General features: G+C 63.6%; 20 protein-coding genes. 14 read left to right on the plus strand and 6 right to left on the minus strand.

The window, feature by feature from the left end:
- Positions 1-88 precede the first annotated feature (88 nt).
- The 8 genes from ACCO56_RS01165 to gabT all read left to right on the plus strand — a co-directional run bounded on the left by ACCO56_RS01165 (position 89) and on the right by gabT (position 8,786).
- Positions 89-712, plus strand: coding sequence for a DedA family protein (locus ACCO56_RS01165; RefSeq protein WP_433636838.1), 624 nt, complete (start codon positions 89-91; stop codon positions 710-712).
- 38 nt (positions 713-750) lie between these two features.
- Positions 751-1,659 carry a LysR family transcriptional regulator gene (locus ACCO56_RS01170; RefSeq protein ID WP_433636841.1) on the plus strand — a complete coding sequence of 303 codons (909 nt, stop codon included), beginning with the start codon at positions 751-753 and terminating at the stop codon, positions 1,657-1,659.
- A gap of 123 nt (positions 1,660-1,782) precedes the next feature.
- On the plus strand, positions 1,783-2,934 hold the full coding sequence (locus tag ACCO56_RS01175) for an ABC transporter substrate-binding protein (RefSeq protein ID WP_433636843.1): 1,152 nt from the start codon (positions 1,783-1,785) through the stop codon (positions 2,932-2,934).
- A 226-nt stretch (positions 2,935-3,160) separates the two neighbouring features.
- On the plus strand, positions 3,161-4,159 hold the full coding sequence (locus ACCO56_RS01180) for an ABC transporter ATP-binding protein (RefSeq protein ID WP_433636844.1): 999 nt from the start codon (positions 3,161-3,163) through the stop codon (positions 4,157-4,159).
- The gene (locus ACCO56_RS01185) at positions 4,156-5,124 is read left to right on the plus strand and encodes an ABC transporter permease (protein ID WP_433636846.1); all 969 of its coding nucleotides are present in this window, start codon (positions 4,156-4,158) and stop codon (positions 5,122-5,124) included. Before ACCO56_RS01180 ends, ACCO56_RS01185 begins: the two co-directional genes overlap by 4 nt.
- Positions 5,114-5,929, plus strand: a complete 816-nt coding sequence (locus tag ACCO56_RS01190) for an ABC transporter permease (RefSeq protein WP_433636848.1) — start codon at positions 5,114-5,116, stop codon at positions 5,927-5,929. Before ACCO56_RS01185 ends, ACCO56_RS01190 begins: the two co-directional genes overlap by 11 nt.
- 20 nt (positions 5,930-5,949) lie before the next feature.
- Positions 5,950-7,377, plus strand: coding sequence for a gamma-aminobutyraldehyde dehydrogenase (locus ACCO56_RS01195; RefSeq protein WP_433636850.1), 1,428 nt, complete (start codon positions 5,950-5,952; stop codon positions 7,375-7,377).
- Between the two features lie 128 nt (positions 7,378-7,505).
- Positions 7,506-8,786 carry a 4-aminobutyrate--2-oxoglutarate transaminase gene (gene gabT, locus ACCO56_RS01200; RefSeq protein WP_433636851.1) on the plus strand — a complete coding sequence of 427 codons (1,281 nt, stop codon included), beginning with the start codon at positions 7,506-7,508 and terminating at the stop codon, positions 8,784-8,786.
- A 26-nt stretch (positions 8,787-8,812) separates the two neighbouring features.
- On the opposite strand, the gene ACCO56_RS01205 is transcribed toward gabT, so the two are convergent.
- The 3 genes from ACCO56_RS01205 to ACCO56_RS01215 all read right to left on the minus strand — a co-directional run bounded on the left by ACCO56_RS01205 (position 8,813) and on the right by ACCO56_RS01215 (position 10,415).
- Positions 8,813-9,247 carry a DUF1801 domain-containing protein gene (locus tag ACCO56_RS01205; RefSeq protein ID WP_433636852.1) on the minus strand — a complete coding sequence of 145 codons (435 nt, stop codon included), beginning with the start codon at positions 9,245-9,247 and terminating at the stop codon, positions 8,813-8,815.
- Between the two features lie 65 nt (positions 9,248-9,312).
- Positions 9,313-9,816: a DUF1801 domain-containing protein gene (locus ACCO56_RS01210; RefSeq protein WP_433636853.1), complete on the minus strand. Its 504-nt coding sequence runs from the start codon at positions 9,814-9,816 to the stop codon at positions 9,313-9,315.
- Between the two features lie 98 nt (positions 9,817-9,914).
- On the minus strand, positions 9,915-10,415 hold the full coding sequence (locus tag ACCO56_RS01215; protein ID WP_433636856.1) for a peptide deformylase: 501 nt from the start codon (positions 10,413-10,415) through the stop codon (positions 9,915-9,917).
- Positions 10,416-10,704: 289 nt separating this feature from the next.
- Here ACCO56_RS01215 and dhaL point away from each other — a divergent pair, with 289 nt between their 5' ends.
- From dhaL to dhaK, 6 genes are read left to right on the plus strand one after another with little or no spacing between them, the layout of a single operon-like run.
- Complete coding sequence (dhaL, locus tag ACCO56_RS01220; RefSeq protein ID WP_433636858.1) at positions 10,705-11,322, plus strand: dihydroxyacetone kinase subunit DhaL; 618 nt, start codon at positions 10,705-10,707, stop codon at positions 11,320-11,322.
- Positions 11,315-11,704, plus strand: coding sequence for a dihydroxyacetone kinase phosphoryl donor subunit DhaM (dhaM, locus tag ACCO56_RS01225; protein ID WP_433636861.1), 390 nt, complete (start codon positions 11,315-11,317; stop codon positions 11,702-11,704). Before dhaL ends, dhaM begins: the two co-directional genes overlap by 8 nt.
- A gap of 11 nt (positions 11,705-11,715) precedes the next feature.
- Complete coding sequence (locus ACCO56_RS01230; protein WP_433636863.1) at positions 11,716-12,021, plus strand: HPr family phosphocarrier protein; 306 nt, start codon at positions 11,716-11,718, stop codon at positions 12,019-12,021.
- The gene (gene ptsP, locus ACCO56_RS01235; protein ID WP_433636865.1) at positions 12,005-13,603 is read left to right on the plus strand and encodes a phosphoenolpyruvate--protein phosphotransferase; all 1,599 of its coding nucleotides are present in this window, start codon (positions 12,005-12,007) and stop codon (positions 13,601-13,603) included. Before ACCO56_RS01230 ends, ptsP begins: the two co-directional genes overlap by 17 nt.
- A gap of 5 nt (positions 13,604-13,608) precedes the next feature.
- A complete protein-coding gene (locus tag ACCO56_RS01240) occupies positions 13,609-14,028 on the plus strand; it encodes a hypothetical protein (RefSeq protein WP_433638283.1) in 420 nt (139 codons plus the stop codon).
- A 34-nt stretch (positions 14,029-14,062) separates the two neighbouring features.
- A complete protein-coding gene (gene dhaK / locus ACCO56_RS01245; protein WP_433636866.1) occupies positions 14,063-15,049 on the plus strand; it encodes a dihydroxyacetone kinase subunit DhaK in 987 nt (328 codons plus the stop codon).
- Positions 15,050-15,055: 6 nt separating this feature from the next.
- Here the strand turns inward: dhaK and ACCO56_RS01250 are convergent, their stop codons facing one another.
- The 3 genes from ACCO56_RS01250 to fdhF form a co-directional block, all read right to left on the minus strand.
- Positions 15,056-15,328, minus strand: a complete 273-nt coding sequence (locus ACCO56_RS01250) for a formate dehydrogenase subunit delta (RefSeq protein ID WP_433636867.1) — start codon at positions 15,326-15,328, stop codon at positions 15,056-15,058.
- On the minus strand, positions 15,318-16,193 hold the full coding sequence (gene fdhD, locus ACCO56_RS01255) for a formate dehydrogenase accessory sulfurtransferase FdhD (protein WP_433636869.1): 876 nt from the start codon (positions 16,191-16,193) through the stop codon (positions 15,318-15,320). Before fdhD ends, ACCO56_RS01250 begins: the two co-directional genes overlap by 11 nt.
- A gap of 151 nt (positions 16,194-16,344) precedes the next feature.
- Positions 16,345-19,230 (minus strand): formate dehydrogenase subunit alpha, encoded by a 2,886-nt coding sequence (fdhF, locus tag ACCO56_RS01260; protein WP_433638284.1) that lies wholly within the window; start codon positions 19,228-19,230, stop codon positions 16,345-16,347.
- Positions 19,231-19,235: the final 5 nt, after the last annotated feature.

Raw genomic sequence — 19,235 nt, forward strand, 5'->3', positions numbered from 1 at the left:
ACATCGGCCGCACCTGTCGGAACTTCCCTCCGGCAACGGTTTATCGCATAACGAAGATGAAAACGGCGCGATGGGATTGGCGTTTCGGATGACAGACCCGATAGCGGCGATATTGAGTTTCGGCCTTTTCGGTATCGGCGGCCTTGCCCTGACGGAGAAGATCCTGCCGCTTCCGCCGTCGCATGTGCTGCTTCTTTTCCTGGGCATGACGGCAGCGCCCGACGGCTGGGCGCTGGCCGTGCTGCTGGCCGTCACCGCCGCCGGTTCCGGAATCGGGGCGATGTTCTGGTACGCCATGGGGCGCAGGCTCGGCACGGCGCGCGCCGATGCGCTTGCCCTGCGTTTCGGCAAATATGTGTTCCTGCGCTACGCAACCTACGAAAGGCTCGCACAGGCTTACCGCCGCAACCGTTTCCGAGCATCCCTGGTGGCGCAACTCATCCCGACCGTGCGGAATTATCTGCCGCTTGCGGCGGGCGCGCTCAATCTGCCGCTGCTGCCTTTCGTCTCGGCCACTCTCCTCGGCATCCTTTTGTGGAATGTCGGCTTTCTGCTGGCCGGCTACCTGATGCGCGAGGCGGGGCGGGATCCGGCCGAAACAGGCTTTCGCATCATGGCGATCGTGCTGGCGGTCGAGATCACGACGCTGGCCGGCCTGGGCCTGGCATCCTCGGGCCGCTTTCGTATGCCTCGGCGTATCGGTCGGAAGTAATCCTTTTCAAGCCGTAGGGGGCGGTGTTTATTCGCCCCATGGCGTTCACCTTTCGACAGTTGCAGTACTTTGTGGCTGTGGCCGAGCAGGGCACGGTGTCCCGTGCCGCCCAGAAGCTCTCCATCTCGCAGTCGTCGGTCACCGAGGCGATCAAGGAACTGGAGGGCGACCTCGGCGTAGAGCTGTTCGAGCGGCATCCGCGTGGCCTCTCCATAACCCACAAAGGACATCAGTTCCTGCGCCATGCCACGAAGATCCTGGCCGGTGTCTCCGATGCGCGGCTGGCTTTCGTCCGCGACCAGGAGACTTCCGCGGGCCGCCTGCAACTCGGCGTCACGTCGCTGGTGGCGGGCTACGTGCTGTCCGATCTGCTCGCCCGTTATCGACGCGGATTCCCGGCTGTCGACGTCTCGGCCATCGAGGACAATGGCGATTATCTCGAGCACCTCCTGGTCGGCGGCGAGCTCGACGTCGCCGTCATGGTCATCTCCAACCTGCGCGATCGCATGGCCTTGCAGGCCGAGATCCTCGAAGTCTCGCCTTACCGGCTATGGCTGCCGCTTGGTCATCGACTGGCGAGCGCCGACTTTATCGGGATCAACGATATCGTGGCCGAGCCGTTGATCATGCTGACCATCGACGAAATCGAGGAGAACACCGGCAAGCTGCTGACTGCGCTCGGCGCGCGCCCGCAAGTCGCCTTTCGCACGCGCTCGGTCGAGGCGGTGCGCAGCCTCGTCGCGACCGGCGCAGGCGTGGCGCTGCTCCCCGATCTCGTCTACCGGCCATGGTCGCTGGAAGGCGATCGCATCGAATCGCGCGACGTTTCGGGCTCCCTCCCATTCGTGCAGGTGGGCATGGTGTGGCGGCGTGGCTCGGGTCTTCCGCAGGCCGCGCGCGACTTCATCGGCATCGCACAGTCGCAACGGATGATCCGGCATCGCTGATATCGGGAAAACCGATACCGGCCTTCTGACGAATGAATTTGTGAAAGCCGGCGAAAGCGCGCAGGTTTCAGAAGGGGTCAAGCCGCCGATCGAGAGCGGCTCCCTGCGAATGGGAGACGTCAGATGAAATCTTTCCTGAAATCCTGCACCGCTTTGGTGCTTGCCCTGGGCGTTAGCGGGCAGGCGATGGCTCAGATCAAGGAGATCGGAGCCGGGGAAGGCCAGGTCAATATCATCGCTTGGGCCGGTTACATCGAGCGCGGCGAGACCGACAAGAACTACGACTGGGTTACGGAGTTCGAGAAGGCGACGGGCTGCAAGGTCAACGTCAAGACCGCTGCCACGTCCGACGAAATGGTGGCCTTGATGAATGAAGGAGGCTTCGATCTGGTCACCGCATCCGGCGACGCCTCGCTGCGGCTCATCGCCGGCAAGCGCGTGCAACCGGTCAACGTCGAATTGATCAAGAGCTGGTCGACGGTCGACGAGCGTCTGAAGGACGCACCGTGGTTCACGGTCGATGGAGTTCATTACGGCGTACCCTATCAATGGGGGCCGAACGTGCTGATGTACAATACGAAGGTCTTCAAGGAGGCGCCGAAAAGCTGGAGCGTCGTTTTCGAGGAGACGACGCTAGCCGACGGTAAGTCCAACAAAGGCCGTGTCCAGGCTTATGACGGCCCGATTCACGTCGCCGATGCCGCGAACTACCTGATGTCCCACAAGCCGGAGCTCGGCATCAAGGACCCCTACGAACTCAATGAGGATCAGTACAAGGCGGCGCTCGAACTGCTGCGGCAGCAGCGCACGCTGGTCGGCCGCTACTGGCACGACGCCTTCATCCAGATCGACGATTTCAAGAACGAGGGGGTAGTGGCTTCGGGTTCCTGGCCCTTCCAGGTCAACCTGCTCGGCGCCGAGAAGCAGCCGGTCGCTTCGGTGATCCCCGAAGAAGGCGCGACAGGTTGGGCGGACACCACCATGATGCATGTCGATGCAGCCAATCCGAATTGCGCTTATATGTGGATGGAGCATTCATTGTCGCCGAAGGTGCAGGGCGATCTGGCTGCCTGGTTCGGCTCGAATCCGGCCGTCCCCGCCGCCTGCAAGGGCAATGCCCTGCTTACCGACGAGGGCTGCAAGACCAACGGCTTCGAGGATTTCGAGAAGATCAAATTCTGGAAGACGCCGGTTGCGAAATGCGCAAGCCAGGGCGAATGCGTCCCCTATTATCGCTGGGTGTCGGACTACATCGGCGTCATCGGCGGGCGGTAGATCGACACGCGCCGAACTGACGCGGCGCTGCTTGTGCTGGAAGTTTTTCTCCCCTTGCGAAGGGGAGAAGGCTGCGAGGCAGCCAGGGGGAGCCGGGCGGTCGGATGCGGTGGAAACAGGTGCAGCAGCTCCAAGAACGACCCCCATCCGACCGCTGAGCTCAATCTCCCGGACCTTGCCGAAGCAAGGCCACGGGAGCGGCTCCACGTAATATGAGATCGAACGCATGATCCCCGCCGTTTCCTTTCGCAAAATCTCGCGCCATTTCGGCCCCGTCCGGGCAGTGGATTCCGTTGATCTCGACATCAGGCCGGGCGAATTCTTCGCCATGCTCGGACCATCCGGCTCGGGCAAGACGACCTGCCTGCGCCTGATCGCCGGGTTCGAACAGCCGACCGGCGGGCATATCGAGATCTTCGGGGAAAGCGCGGTCGGCGTCCCGCCGTATCGGCGCAACGTCAACACGGTCTTCCAGGATTATGCGCTGTTTCCCCATCTGAACGTGCTCGACAATGTCGCCTATGGCCTGATGGTGAAGGGCGTCGGCAAGAGCGATCGGGCCCGCGCGGCCGAGGATGCGCTGAAGCTCGTGCAATTGCCGGGTTATGGAAGCCGGCGCCCGGGCCAGCTCTCCGGCGGCCAACGGCAGCGCGTTGCCCTTGCCAGGGCGCTCATCAACCAACCCAAGGTCCTCCTGCTCGACGAGCCGCTCGGCGCCCTCGATCTGAAGCTTCGCGAGGCGATGCAGGAAGAATTGAAGGCGCTGCAGAAGGCGCTTGGCATTACCTTTGTCTTCGTCACCCATGACCAGGGCGAGGCCCTGTCGATGGCGGATCGGGTTGCCGTCTTCAACGACGGCCGCATCATGCAGGTCGGTGCGCCGGAAGAGATCTACCAGCGGCCTGCTTCGCGTTTCGTGGCGGATTTCGTCGGCTCCTCGAACGTGCTGCCGCCCGATTTCGTCCAGCGTCTTTCCGGCCAGCGCCGCTGGGGAAGCCTGCGCCCCGAAGCGATCCGCATCATGCGAAAGGCACAGGGAGGCGGTGTCCCGGCGCGCGTGGTATCTCTGCATTATCTCGGTGCGGCGACCCGCATAGCGCTCGAAGCAGAGGGTTTGAAGCTCCACGCCACCGTGCCGGCCGGCAGCTTTCTGCCCAACCAGGGCGATGCCGTGATGCTCGGTTTCAACCGCGAACAGCTCCATATGATGGACGAGCCGGCATGAGCATGGACGCCGTGCTTCCTGCACCCGCTGCGCCGGCGATCCTGCCGGCCAAGGGCGGTTTCCTCGGCGCATTATCGGACGCCTTCTGGCGTCGCCCCGCCCTCTTGCTTCTGTTGATGCTGACGCCGCCGCTATTGTGGTTAGGCATAATCTATCTCGGGTCGCTCCTTGCGCTGCTCCTTCAGAGCTTCTTTTCGATCGACGAATTCTCCGGCCTGATCAACCGGGAATTCACGCTGAAGACCTATGGCGAACTGCTGCTGCCGTCGAACCTGGACATCATCCTGCGCACGGTCACGATGGCGGCACTGGTCACGCTCGCCTCGGCAGTGGTCGCCTTCCCGATCGCCTACTATGCCGCGCGTTATGCCCGCGGCAAATGGAAGGCGCTGTTTTACCTCGGCGTCATGCTGCCCCTCTGGTCGAGCTATCTCGTCAAGATCTATGCCTGGAAACTGATCCTGGCTAGGGAAGGCATCCTCACCTGGATCTTCGAAAAGCTGCATCTTTCCTGGCTTCTCGATGCATGGCTTGGCCTGCCGATCGTGGGAGGCAATTCCCTGTCGGTCTCCTTCACCGGTACCTTCATCGTCTTCGTCTACGTCTGGCTGCCTTTCATGATCCTGCCGATCCAGGCGGCGCTGGAGCGCGTTCCTGGCAATCTGGTCGAGGCATCGGCCGATCTCGGCGCTTCGCCGCGCCAGACCTTTTCCAACGTCATCTTTCCCCTGGCGTTGCCGGGCATCGTCGCCGGCTCAATCTTCACTTTCTCGCTGACGCTCGGCGACTACATCATTCCGCAGATCATCGGAACGTCGCGGCTCTTCATCGGCCAGGCCGTTTATGCCCACCAGGGCACGGCGGGCAACATCCCGCTCGCCGCCGCCTTCACCGTCGTGCCGGTCGTCATCATGGGCTTCTATCTGTGGGCGGCCAAGCGCATGGGGGCTTTCGATGCGCTCTGACCGCAACCAGACCGCCCCGCTCGGCCTGAAAATCGCTGCGGCGGCGGGGCTCGCCTTCCTGCATCTGCCGATCCTCCTGATCTTCGTGTACGCCTTCACGACCGAGGAGAAGAGCTATCAATGGCCACCGCCCGGGCTCACGACAGCCTGGCTCGGCGTTACGTGGAACCGGCCCGACGTGTGGCAGGCCCTGGCCCTTTCGGTGAAGGTAGCGACCATCTCGACGGCGATCGCCCTGGTACTCGGAACGCTGTGCGCCGCAGCGGTCAGCCGCACGAAGTTCTTCGGCCGCGAAACGATTTCGCTTCTCGTCATCCTGCCGATCGCGCTTCCCGGGATCATCACGGGCATTGCGTTGCGTTCCGCCTTCAGCCTGGCGGAAATCCCGTTCTCTTTCTGGACGATCGTGCTCGGGCACGCGACCTTCTGCGTGGTGGTGGTCTACAACAACGCAGTCGCCCGCTTCCGACGCACCTCCAGCTCGCTGATCGAGGCGTCGATGGATCTTGGCGCCGACGGGTTCCAGACTTTTCGTTATGTGATCCTGCCCAATATCGGGACGGCACTGCTTGCCGGCGGCATGCTCGCTTTCGCCCTGTCCTTCGACGAGGTCATCGTCACCACCTTCACCGCCGGCCAGCAGCAGACCTTACCGATCTGGATGCTCGAGGAGCTGGTGCGCCCGCGCCAGCGCCCGGTCACCAATGTCGTGGCGATGGTCGTCGTGCTCGTCACGCTCCTGCCGATCCTGGCCGCCTACCACCTGACCCGCGATGGCGACCAGGTCGCCGGCATGGGCAAATGAGTTTGAAAGGGAGATCCCCCATGGAAACCGCAATGCTGATCGGCTCGAAATTCGAGCAGGGCACCGAGACCGAGGAGCCGATCCTCAATCCGAAGACGGGCGAGACCATTCTGATGCTTCCCGAAGCCAGCCAGGTCCAGATCGACGCGGCCGTGGCCGCCGCAGAGAAGGCTTTCGAAACCTGGTCTCGCACGACGCCGGCACAGCGCGCCGCCTATCTCCTGAAGATAGCCGACCGCATCGAGGCCGAAGCCGAGGAATTCGCGGCGCTCGAAGCGCTGAATTGCGGCAAGCCGATCAATGCCGTGCTCAACGACGAGATTCCCGCGATCGTCGACTGCTATAGGTTCTTTGCAGGCGCGGTGCGCACGCTGCCAGGTGCCGTGGCTGGCGAGTATCTGCCGGGGTTCACTTCGATGATCCGCCGCGATCCGATCGGCCTCGTCGCCTCGATCGCTCCCTGGAATTACCCCCTGATGATGATGGCGTGGAAGCTGGCGCCGGCCATCGGCGGCGGCAACACCGTTGTCTTCAAACCGTCGGAGCAGACGCCGCTCACTGCCCTCAAGCTCGCCGGGATTCTTGCCGATATCCTGCCCGAAGGCACGGTCAACGTCGTGCTCGGTCGCGGCGAGAGCGTCGGCAACGCACTGATCAACCACCCCAAGGTCAATATGATCTCGATCACCGGCGATGTCGCCACCGGCAAGAAGGTGCTCCAGGCTGCGGCGAAGAGCGTCAAGCGCACCCATCTGGAGCTCGGCGGGAAGGCGCCCGTCATCGTGTTCGACGATGCCGACCTCGATGCCGTCGTCACCGGCCTGCGTGCCTTCGGCTATTACAACGCCGGCCAGGATTGCACGGCTGCCTGCCGTGTCTACGCGGGCAAGGGTATCTACGAGAAGCTGGTCGCGGATCTCTCCTCGGCCGTATCGACCATCAAATATGGCCAGGCCGACGATACGCAGAACGAGATCGGGCCGCTGATCTCCAAGCGCCAGCGCGATCGCGTGGCGAGTTTCGTCGAGCGTGCCCAGGAACAAAAGCATATCGAGATCACCACTGGCGGCTCGGCGGGCGAAGGCAATGGCTTTTTTTATCAGCCCACGGTCGTCGCCGGCGCGCTTCAGGAGGATGAGATCGTCCGGCGCGAAGTCTTCGGGCCGGTCGTGTCGGTCACACGCTTCTCAGACGTCGACGAAGCCGTGAACTGGGCCAATGACAGCGACTACGGCCTGGCCTCCTCGGTCTGGACCAGGGATGTCGGCCGCGCCATGGCGACGGCGGCGCGGCTGCAATATGGCTGCACGTGGATCAACACCCATTTCATGCTCACCAACGAAATGCCGCATGGCGGCTTGAAGCAGTCCGGTTACGGCAAGGACATGTCGCTTTACGCGCTCGAGGATTACACGGCCGTCCGGCACGTGATGGTGGCGCATGGGTAGTCCGCATCCAGTGTGAGGATGCGGGCCAGGCCGAGACTGGCATTGTCCCTCGCCTTGTGCAGGCGCTACCCCGAGGAAGGCCGTCGCATTAGCTTGCGTCCAGCCTTGTCCGATTTGGAGAGACCATCATGACCGACAACGCCTCGCTCCAGTCCCGCCGGGTCGCTGCCGTTCCGCGCGGCGTCGGCAACGCCTTTCCGGTTTTCGCCGACCGTGCTGACAACGCTGAGGTGTGGGATGTCGAGGGCAAGCGCTACATCGACTTCGCCGGCGGCATCGCCGTGCTGAACACCGGCCATCGCCACTCGAAGGTGGTGGCGGCGGTGCGCGAGCAGCTCGACAAATACACCCATACCTGTTTCCAGGTCCTGCCTTACGAGCCCTATGTCGAGCTGGCAGAGCGGCTGAACGTCCTCGCGCCTTTCAAGGGCGATGCCAAGACCATCTTCTTCTCGACCGGCGCGGAAGCCGTCGAGAATGCGGTGAAGATCGCCCGAGCGGCGACCGGTCGACCGGGCGTCATCGCCTTTACCGGTGCATTCCATGGCCGCACGATGATGGGCATGTCGCTCACTGGTAAGGTCGCGCCATACCGCAAGAAATTCGGCATCGGCATGCCCGGCATCTATCACCTGCCGTTTCCGACGGGCGATGTCACAGTTGCAGAAAGCCTGCGTGCTCTCGAGTTCCTGTTCCGCGCCGACATCGAGCCTGGCCAGGTGGCCGCGATCATCATCGAGCCGGTGCAGGGCGAGGGCGGGTTTCATCCGGCGCCGGTCGAGCTGCTGGAAGCCTTGCGCAAGGTCTGTGACGATCATGGGATCGTCCTGATTGCCGACGAAATCCAGACCGGCTTTGCCCGTACCGGCAAGATGTTCGGCATCGAGCTGAGCGGCGTCGAGCCTGATCTCGTCACCGTCGCCAAGTCGCTCGCCGGCGGCTTCCCGCTGTCGGGGGTCATCGGCAGGGCGGCAATCATGGATGCCGCCGAGCCGGGTGGCCTTGGCGGCACCTATGCCGGTAGCCCGATCGCCTGTGCGGCGGCGCTCGCCGTGCTCGACGTGATCGAGGAGGAGAAGCTGCTCGACAAGGCGAACCGGCTGGGCGAGAAGGTAAAGGGGGCCATCGCCAAGGCTGCCCAGAGGAACGACACCGTCGCGATCTCCGGCGTTCGCGGACCGGGTGCGATGGTCGCTTTCGATATCGTCAAGAAGCGGGGCGGCAACGAGCCCGACGCCGAGGCCACCAAGCGTGTTACGCAGGCTGCGATCGCCGACGGGCTTGTGCTCCTGTCCTGTGGGGTCCACGCCAACACGATCCGCATCCTGGTGCCGCTCACGGTCGAGGACGAGGTGCTTGAAGAAGGGCTCGGGAAGCTGGAAAAGGCGCTGATCGCGGCGAACGGGTGACGTCGGGGCTGCCGATTCCTCGCTTCCTACTGCTTGCGAGGCTGCGCAGAACGCGCGCCAGCTCGTGCCGATGTGTTCAATGCCACGGCGGCGCGAATGAGTGCCTTCAGGGCCTCTTCGTCAATCTTTTCGCCTTGATGAAAATCGATGGCACGCCTGGTGCTGCCTTCGAGGCTGGAGTTGAAGAGGCCTGAAGGGTCGTCCAGCGAGGCGCCCTTGGCGAAGGTCATCTTCACCACATTCTTGTACGTCTCGCCGGTGCAGATGATTCCGGCGTGAGACCACACCGGAACCCCTCTCCACTTCCACTCCTCGACCACATCGGGGTCGGCCTGCTTGATGAGAGCCCGCAGTCGGGCGAGCATCTCGCCCCGCCAATCGCCTAGCTCCTCGATTCTCGCATCGATCAGTTCGGAAGGAGGACTCGCAGCTTCCGTCGAGCCGCTCTTCTTGTCGTTCATGGCTGTCTCCAATGTTGATGTCGCTCACCGGCACCTGAGCAGCGCCCGCACGCCTCACCGGCCGCTCACAGCCGTTCGCCGGGCAACCGGCTGGCTTGCTCCACCCACGTGGCGAACTGAGTCTGGTCGAGCTGGCCCTCGTAGATGTCGAGGTAGCGCACATCCTCGTGCTTGGATGCGCCGGCGGGAACGGGATCCAGCGACGTGCCGCGAAAGAAGGTCACCTTCACGTATTTCGCGAAGCAATGGAAGCTGAGGAACCAGCCTTGGTCCTCATCACGGACTCCATAGAAGGGCGAATTCCATTTCACCGCCTTGCGTACGCCAGGGACAGTGCGCGCGATGATCTCGTCGAGGCGGTGACCGACGTCGCTTTTCCAGCCCGGCATGGCCGCGATGTAAGCCTGCACGGGACCATCGCCATAACCCTTGGCGATTTGAGGGTTCCCGCCTGAGAGCAGGACGACCTTGCCGGATTCCGACTTGGGTGCGGTCTCGCGAGATTTGGCCGCCTTCGCTGCGGCATGCTTTGCGACTTTCACCGATTTCTCGGAGGTCTTGCCGGCCATCCTGTTCCTCCAGCCAATCGACACATAGATAGTCGATGCTATCGGGAAAACAGCCCCTGCAGAACTTGCTCGGCCGAGACAACGGCCGTCCTCGCCCCTCACGAGCCGCGCCGGAGCTTCTCGTAGCGCTTGATCAGACGCTCGCGCTTGATCCGGGAGAGCCGCTGGAGCCAGAAGATGCCATCAAGCTGGTCGATCTCGTGCTGATGGCATACCGAGAGCAGGCCTTCCGCTTCTTCCATCCGCTCGACGCCGTCGAGATCCCAGTACTTCACATGGACCCTCGCACGGCGCTCGACCTCGTGGGTGACGCCAGGCATCGAGACGCTGCCTTCCTGGTGCCGGATCATATCGTCCGACGCCCAGACGATCGCCGGATTGACATAGGTCCGCGGGGCTTCCGAGGCTGATAGCTCGAGTACGACCAACCGCCTGGCAATCCCGATATGCGGAGCCGTGATGCCGATGCCAGGCGCGGCGCGCATGGTATCCAGCAGGTCTTCCGCGAGACGGTGAAGTTCCTTATCGAACGTGTCGACCGGGTCCGCAGGGAGCCTGAGACGAGGATCGGGAAACCTGACGATGGGACGGGCGGTCATGAGCATTCCGTTCTTTGCGAGGGCGGCCGTCGCTGCAGCGCAACAACGATTCCGCTTGCGATGTTTAGTGAAAATTGCACTACTAAACAAATTACTCAACATCGCAGGTGCTCCACCCGCTGGCTGTGGGGCCGCCCGAGGGAGGGGTGCGGAGATTGGGGACCATTCGAGTCGGCCAAGCAGATCTCGGGAGAGCGGGCTTCCCGACAAGAGCCTGCTGCATAGAGAACAACTAGCCAGGCGATGCCATTCGAAGCTGCCTGGGAGGCACGTGAGGAGGCGACGCTAAATGAGTCCGGCAACGCGCGACCTCAAGGTCGAGGCGCTGATCACGGCAATGGCCGACACCATCGCCGCCCATGCCGACGAATTGACCGCGCTCGACCAGGCGATCGGCGACGGCGATCATGGCGCGAATATGAAGCGCGGCTTCGAGGCGATCCGCGCCGAGGCGGAACAATATGCGGCGAAACCACTGCCGGACGCTCTGAAGGCAATGGGCACCAAGCTGGTGATGACGGTCGGCGGGGCCTCCGGTCCGCTGTTCGGTACGTTGTTCATGGCGCTCGGCAAGGAATTGTCGGGGATCGTGGACCGTGCGGGCTTCGCGGCAGCTCTCGGTCGCGCCATCGATGCGGTGGCCGCGCGCGGCAAGTCGCAGGCCGGACAGAAGACGATGCTCGATGTGCTGTATCCCGTGCAGCAGGCATTGGCCGAAGGCAAATCGGCCGATGCGATCGCGTCCGTGGCCGCCGCGGCGGCGGACGCTACCGTTCCGATGAAGGCCATACGCGGCCGTGCATCCTTCCTCGGCGACCGGTCGATCGGCCATATGGATCCAGGCGCCCGTTCGACCGCGCTTCTCGTCGCCGCGTTGGTCTGCCAAATCGGGAGTAAGCATGACTAATGTCGGTATCGTGATCGTTTCGCACTCGCCCAAGGTCGCCGAGGGCACTGCCGACATGGTGCGGCAGATGGTCGGTGAGGAGGTACCGCTCGCCTGGTGCGGTGGCAATGCGGAGGGCGGGCTCGGCACCAGCGTGGAAGCTATCATCGGAGCCATAGAATGCGCTTGGTCGGATGCCGGCGTGGCGATCCTCGTCGATCTCGGCGGCGCCGAGACCAACAGCGAGATGGCGGTCGAAATGATCGGCGAGCCGCGCGCCCGGAAAATCGTGATCTGCAACGCGCCGATCGTGGAAGGCGCGGTGATGGCAGCGGCCGAGGCATCGGGTGGCGCGTCCTTGCGTGAAGTTGTGGCGACGGCTCACGAGCTCGCTCCGGCGTGAATGAAGGAAAAATGATGTCGATAGCCCAAGCCACGGTCGTGATCACCCATGAAGCGGGCCTGCATGCGCGGCCGTCGGTCAAGTTCATCAAGCTCGCCAAGACCTTTCCCGGGCGTATCGAGCTTGCGACCGATCCGGCCGGGCCGTGGCTCGATGCGAAAAGCATCGTCAAGGTGATGGCGGCACGGGCGCCGAAAGGAACACAGCTTTATCTTCGCGCCGACGGGAAGCAGGCTCGCGAGGCGGTCGAAGCTTTGGCTGCACTGGTCGAACGTGACTTCGACGAGGGAAACCAGGCTCATGCCAAGACCGCTTAGGCTGGCGGGCATCGCCGCATCGGGCGGCTACACGGCCGGTCCGCTGTTCCATGCGGATCGCGCCGTCGCCGGCTACGTCGCCAAGGGCTCGGCTCAAGCGGAAGCCGAAGCGCTCAGGAAAGCCGTTGCCGTGGCTGCCCGCGCCATCGACGAACTGATCGCGGCATCTCCCGGCGAGGCCGCCGCGATATTGGAGTTCCAGCTTGCCATGCTGGAGGATGATGCCTTGGTCGGACCTGCGCTCGAGGCGATTCAGGCCGGCGCCACGGCCTATGAAGCATGGGGTGCGGAGCTCGATGGCGAAATCGCCGGTTACGAAACGGCTGACGACGAGTACTTCAAGGCAAGGGCCGCGGACCTCAGGGATATCAGGCAACACGTGTTGAGCACGCTCTCCGGGCAAGTCGAGACGGTTGCCCCGCCGGGCGCGATCCTCTGCGCCGATGACATAGCGCCGACGCTGTTCCTGCGGACCGACTGGAGCAAGGGCGGAGGCATTGCGTTGGCCCGTGGTTCTCCCGCCAGCCATGTAGCAATGCTGGCGCGTGCCCGCGGGGTACCGATGGTCGTCGGATTCGGCGAAAAGCTCGCCGGCGCGGCCGGCTTCGCGCTCCTCGACGCCGAGCACGGCAAGATCGTCCTGGCGCCGGCGGAGGCGGATCTCCGGGACTTCCGCGCCGCATCGAACGCATTCGATGCGGCGAAGGCACGGGCGAGCGATTTCCTGGCTCGTTCCGCCGTGACGGCGGACGGAACGACTATCCGGGTTCATGTCAACATCGCCGAACCAGCCGAGGTCGACGCGATCGATATAGACCATTGCGACGGCGTGGGGTTGATGCGCACCGAGTTCCTGTTCGACGCGACGCTGCCCGACGAGGAGACCCAGTTTCGAGCCTACCGCAAGGTGCTCGAATGGGCGAAGGGCAAGCCCGTGGCCATCCGCACCGTCGATGCCGGCGGCGACAAGCCGGTCGCGGGCTATACGGTCGACGAAGGCAATCCTTTTCTCGGCTTGCGCGGCATCCGCCTTTCCCTGTCGCGGCCCGAGATCTTTCGTGTCCAGATCCGCGCCTTGCTACGCGCCGCCGCCCACGGCAACCTGAAGGTCATGTTGCCGATGGTCGCCATCGCCGACGAATATCGCAAGGCGAGCGAGCTGTTCACCGAAGAAGCCGATTTGTTGTCGCGGGCCGGTGTCGATCACGGCACTCCACCGCTCGGCATCATGATCGAGGTCCCGGCCGCGGCGATCGCGCCGGACGAATTTTCGGAGGCGGCCTTCTTCTCGATCGGCTCCAACGATCTCACTCAATATGTGATGGCCGCCGCGCGCGACAACGGTGCCGTGGCGGCGTTGAACGCGATCGGAAATCCCGCGGTGCAGCGGCTTATTGCCGGTGTCGTAGCTTACGGTGATATCGGGGGCATTCCGGTAAGTCTGTGCGGCGATGCGGGTGGCGATCCCGCGGCGATTCCCGCGCTCCTGGCCGCCGGCTTGCGCGACCTCTCCGTCGCTCCGGCGCAGCTTGCTGCTGCGAAAGCGGCGATCGCGGCCGTTTCATTGGAAAGCGTGTCGTGAACGATGTGCACCGAAAGGGCGGAGCCGTCAGCTCGGAAGATGCGATTCGTACCTATAAGGGTATCTTGTCGGCGATCCTCGACCAGCGTCCATCCGGCACCCGTCAACGTTTGGCTGACGCGCTCGGCAAGCACCGCAGCTTCGTCACTCAAATCACCAGTCCTGGCTATTCGACGCCGATCCCGGCGCGCCACCTGCCGCTGATCTTCTCTGTCTGCCATTTCGGCATGGCCGAGCGTGACGGCTTTCTCGCCGCCTACCAGATCGCGCATCCCGGCAAGGCACCGGCTGGGGGGGGCCGCAAGAACCGCCACATTTCCTTGACCGTGCCCGATCTCGGCGATGACCGCCAGAACGCGGCGCTCGACAGGGCCATCAGCGAGTTCATTCACAGGATCACCAGCATAGCCGGCAAGGGCGGATAGGAAGCTTGCCGGCGGACCGATCGGGAGGACCGTCGTGAAGAAATTCGTGAACTCAGTCGATACCATGCTGACGGAAAGCCTGGATGGCTTCGTCGCGGCGCATTCGGACATTCTACTCCTTGGAGAAGGCCACAAATTCGTTCGCCGCAGGACGCTCAAGCCCGGCAAGGTGGCACTGATCTCGGGCGGTGGATCCGGTCACGAACCCCTACATGCCGGCTTCGTGGGCCACGGTATGCTCGATGCGGCCTGTCCCGGTCAGGTCTTCACCTCGCCGACGCCCGACCAGATGGTGGAGGCGGCGACAAGCGTCGATCAGGGCGCCGGCTGCCTGTTCATCGTCAAAAACTACGAAGGCGATGTCATGAATTTCGACATGGCCGCCGAGATGTCCGAAGGCGTGATGCAGGTCGTCACCAATGACGACGTCGCGGTCGAGGATTCGCTCTACACGACCGGCCGTCGCGGCGTGGCGGGAACGCTTGTCGTGGAAAAGATCGTCGGTGCGGCGGCCGAGGAGGGCAGGGGCCTGGCCGAACTCAAGACGCTGGGGGATCGGGTCAACGCCGCGACACGGTCGATGGGCGTCGCCTTGACCTCCTGTACCGTACCAGCGGCCGGCAAGCCGACCTTCGAGATCGGTGACGACGAAATGGAATTCGGCGTCGGCATCCATGGCGAGCCCGGCCGCAGGCGGGACCGGCTGAAGGGCGCTGACGAGATCGCGAAGGAGATCTGCGCGGCGATCGCAGGGGATCTCGGCGGCAAGATGCGAGGGAAGGCGCTGCTTTTCGTCAACGGTTTCGGCGGCACGCCGTCCATGGAACTCTACCTCATGTACAACGCCACGCGCAGGATCTTCGAACGGCACGGCGTCGAAGTTGTCCGCTCGCTGGTCGGCTCCTACGTGACCTCGCTCGACATGGCCGGCTGCTCCATCACGCTGTCGATGTTGGACGATGAGGCGGCAAGGCTCTGGGATGCGCCGGTCAACACAGCTGCGTTGAGGTGGGGAGTGTGACTGCCGTCAAGAAAGCGCGCCGGCTGACTTCTCGACGAGCGCCGGCCGTCTGATCTTCGGAGCGGCGTCGAACACCAGGGGCTTCAGCCCCATGCCGCCTGCTTCCAGGATCTCAAAGAACTGGCGACGCATGCGCGGATCCCAGAAATCGTTGATGTGCTGGGCCACGCCGCCTGCGGCCTCGTCATGCGGCATGGTTTCGAAAAAGGTTGCGATCTGGTTCGCCATATAGACGAGTTTCTCCGCCGTGTTCATGGCCTTGTGTTCGTCAGGCGGCATTTCTCGCGGTCCTCGGTGCAATACGGTCTGGATGGGTGAAGATGTCGAATTCGTCGCCGCGCACGAGGGCGACAAGCGTCATCCCTGCCGCCTCTGCCGTGCGGATGGCGAGTGCGGTCGGCGCGGATACGGCGATGATGACCGGCGAGCCGATTGCGGCCGTCTTCTGGACCATCTCCACCGAAACACGACTGGTGACCACGACGGCGCCGATGTCTCCATGCGTGCCAGCCTTGGCCAGCGCGCCTGCCAGCTTGTCCAACGCGTTGTGACGCCCGACATCCTCGCGTGCCGCGACAATGCCCATCTCCGGCACATAGAAACCGGCAGCATGGACCGCGCCGGTCTCGGCATGGAGCGGCTGCACCTTGGTGAGCAGGCGGACCGAGCGGACGATATCGTTGGACGAGATCGGCAGATGTGAGTGGCCGACCGCGTTGACCGAGCGCATCGCCTCCTCAATGGATTCGATGCCGCAAAGCCCGCATCCGACCGGGCCGGCGAGCCGGCGCCGCCTGGCCCGAAAGAGTGTATTGGCGGCATCCTTCAGCCGGATCTGGATGTCGATGCCCGCCCCGACGTCCTCCATCTCGATGCTCTCGATCTCTCCAGGAGACGAAATGATCCCCTCCGTGAGCGAGAAGCCGAGGGCGAAATCCTCGAAATCAGCCGGGCTCGCCATCATCACCGCATGTGTGGTGCCGGCGTAGGAAAGCGCGATCGGGACTTCCTCCGGCACGGTGCGGTCCGCGATGCTCGTTCCGCCGGTGCGGTGCGCGATGCGGGATATGCGGGTGAGAGCGGGGCGAGAAGCCACTAGCACATCCCTTTCCCGGTAAGTACCCCCCTCTGGCCTGCCGGCCATCTCCCCCTCAAGGGGGGAGATTGGCAGCTTTGGTGTCGGCGCTTCTTCTCGACGCTGGGCGAAGACATGCGTGACAGCCAATCTCCCCCCTTGAGGGGGAGATGGCCGGCAGGCCAGAGGGGGGTGGTGCCGCCCACTATCGCACCCATCGTTACTCCGCTGCCTCGAGCCGCCCCTCGATACGGCGACTGCGTCGTGCGAGCGCATCATACTCCTCCTGCCAGTCGCTCGGCCCGTTGGAGAGGCCGACCTGAACCGCCGTCACCTTGTATTCGGGGCAGTTGGTCGCCCAGTCGGAGAAATCCGTGGTGATCACATTGGCTTGCGTGTTCGGGTGGTGGAACGTTGTGTAGACCACTCCCGGCGCGACCCGTTCGGTGATCAGCGCCCTGAGCGTCGTTTCACCGGCCCGGCTGGTGAGACGCACCCAGTCGCCATCCTTGATGCCGCGGTTCTCGGCGTCGTGCGGATGGATCTCCAGGCGGTCTTCCTTGTGCCAGACGACGTTCTCCGTGCGCCGGGTCTGAGCGCCGACATTGTATTGGGACAGGATCCGCCCGGTGGTCAGCAGCAACGGGAAGCGCGGCCCGGTCCTTTCGTCGGTTGCGATGTATTCAGTGCGGATGAACTTGCCCTTGCCGCGAACGAAGCCGCCGATATGCATGACGGGCGTGCCGAGCGGCGCCTTCTCGTTGCAGGGCCATTGAACCGAACCTTCGCGCTCCAGAAGCTCGAAGGAAACAGACGCGAAGCTCGGTGTCGTCTGTGCGATCTCGTCCATGATCTCGGACGGATGCTGGTAATTCCAGGCGAGCCCCATGGCCTGGGCGAGCCTCTGCGTCACTTCCCAATCGGCATAGCCGTTCTTCGGCGCCATCACCTTGCGCACGAGGTTGATGCGCCGTTCGGCATTGGTGAAGGTGCCGTTCTTTTCCAGGAAGGTCGAGCCGGGCAGAAAGACATGGGCGTAGTTCGCGGTCTCGTTCAGGAAGAGATCGTGCACCACCACGCATTCCATTGCCGCGAGGCCGGCCGCGACATGCGTCGTGTTGGGGTCGGACTGCAATATGTCCTCACCTTGGACATAGAGGCCCATGAAGCTGCCATCGACGGCGGCATCCAGCATGTTGTTGATCCGCAGGCCGGGCTCGGGATCGAGCGTTACGCCCCAGAGACTGTCATATATCGCCCGCGTAGCGTCGTCTGAAATATGCCGGTAGCCTGGCAACTCATGCGGGAAGGAGCCCATGTCGCAAGACCCCTGCACGTTGTTCTGGCCGCGCAGCGGGTTCACACCGACGCCCGGGCGGCCGATATTGCCTGTCAGCATGGCAAGGTTGGCGATGGCCATTACGGTGGTCGAGCCTTGGCTGTGCTCGGTGACCCCGAGGCCATAGTAGATGGCCCCGTTGCCGCCGGTGGCATAGAGCCGCGCGGCGTCGCGGATCAGCTCGGCCGGCACGCCGGAGACCTTCTCCACCTCTTCCGGGCTGTGCTGCGGCTCGGCCACAAAGGCCGCCCAATCCTCGAATTCCGACCAGTCGCAACGCTCGCGAATGAACGTCTCGTCGAAGAGCCCTTCGGTGACGATAACATGGGCGAGCGAGGTCAGGACGGCGACATTGGTGCCGGGCTTCAGCGGCAGGTGATGTTGCGCCTCGACATGCGGGGATCGCACGATATCGGTACGGCGCGGATCGATGACGATCAGTCTTGCGCCCTGACGCAGCCGCTTCTTCAGGCGCGACGCGAAAACGGGGTGGCCATCGGTCGGGTTCGCGCCGATGATCACGACGACATCTGACTGTTCGACCGAATCGAAATCCTGCGTGCCGGCCGAGGTGCCGAAGGTCGCCTTCAGGCCATAGCCAGTCGGTGAGTGGCAGACGCGGGCGCAGGTGTCGACATTGTTGTTGCCGAAACCCTGCCGGACCAGCTTCTGCACGAGATAGGTCTCTTCGTTCGTGCAGCGCGACGAGGTGATGCCGCCGATCGCGCCCCTCCCATATTGATACTGGAGGCGACGGAATTCGTTGGCGACATGGCGGAACGCCTCCTCCCAGGTGACCTCCCGCCAGGGATCGCTGATCTTCTCCCGGATCATCGGGTTGAGGATGCGGTCCTTGTGGGTGGTATAACCCCAGGCGAACCGGCCCTTGACGCAGGAATGTCCCCGATTGGCCTTGCCGTCCTTGTAGGGCACCATGCGCACGACCTCTTCACCGCGCATCTCCGCCTTGAACGAACAGCCGACGCCGCAATAGGCGCAGGTCGTGACGACCGAATGGGTGGGGCTTCCCATCTCCAAGATCGATTTTTCCCGCAGCGCATCCGTCGGGCAGGCCTGAACGCAGGCGCCGCAAGACACGCATTCGGAGTCGATGAAATTCTCCGACATGCCTGCCGCGACGCGGGATTCGAAACCGCGTCCGGTAATCGTCAACGCGAAGGTGCCCTGGACCTCCTCGCACGCTCTCACGCAGCGCGAGCAGACGATGCACTGTGAGGCGTCATAAGTGAAATAAGGATTCGATTCGTCCTTCGGCACATAGTCGGGATTGAGCCCGCCGTCCCGGACGTGGTTGCGGCCGTGGAGACCGTAGCGGATTTCGGAGAGGCCCACCGCGTCGGCGATCTTCTTGAGCTCTCCGCCTTCGCGCGCGGCGCCGTCGTCGTTCAGGCCAAGCGGATGGTCGGAGATATAGAGCTCCATCACGCCCCGCCGGATCTTGTCCAGCCGGTCGGTCTGGGTCTTCACCACCAATCCTTCAGCGACCGGCGTCGTGCAGGAGGCCGGCGTTCCTGCCCGGCCTTCGATTTCCACGAGGCAGATGCGGCAGGAGCCGAAGGCGTCGAGCATGTCGGTCGCGCAGAGCTTCGGGATCTCTACGCCCGCCTCCATCGCCGCTCGCATGATCGAGGTTCCCTCCGGGACCGTGACCGCGCGGCCATCGATATCGAGCGTCACCGTCTTTTCGGCCCTCGATGCCGGCGTGCCGTAGTCGGTTTCTTCGACGAGCGTCTTGGTATCGAACATGGCGT

The sequence above is a fragment of the Mesorhizobium sp. 1B3 genome (assembly GCF_050958605.1).
Taxonomy (GTDB): domain Bacteria; phylum Pseudomonadota; class Alphaproteobacteria; order Rhizobiales; family Rhizobiaceae.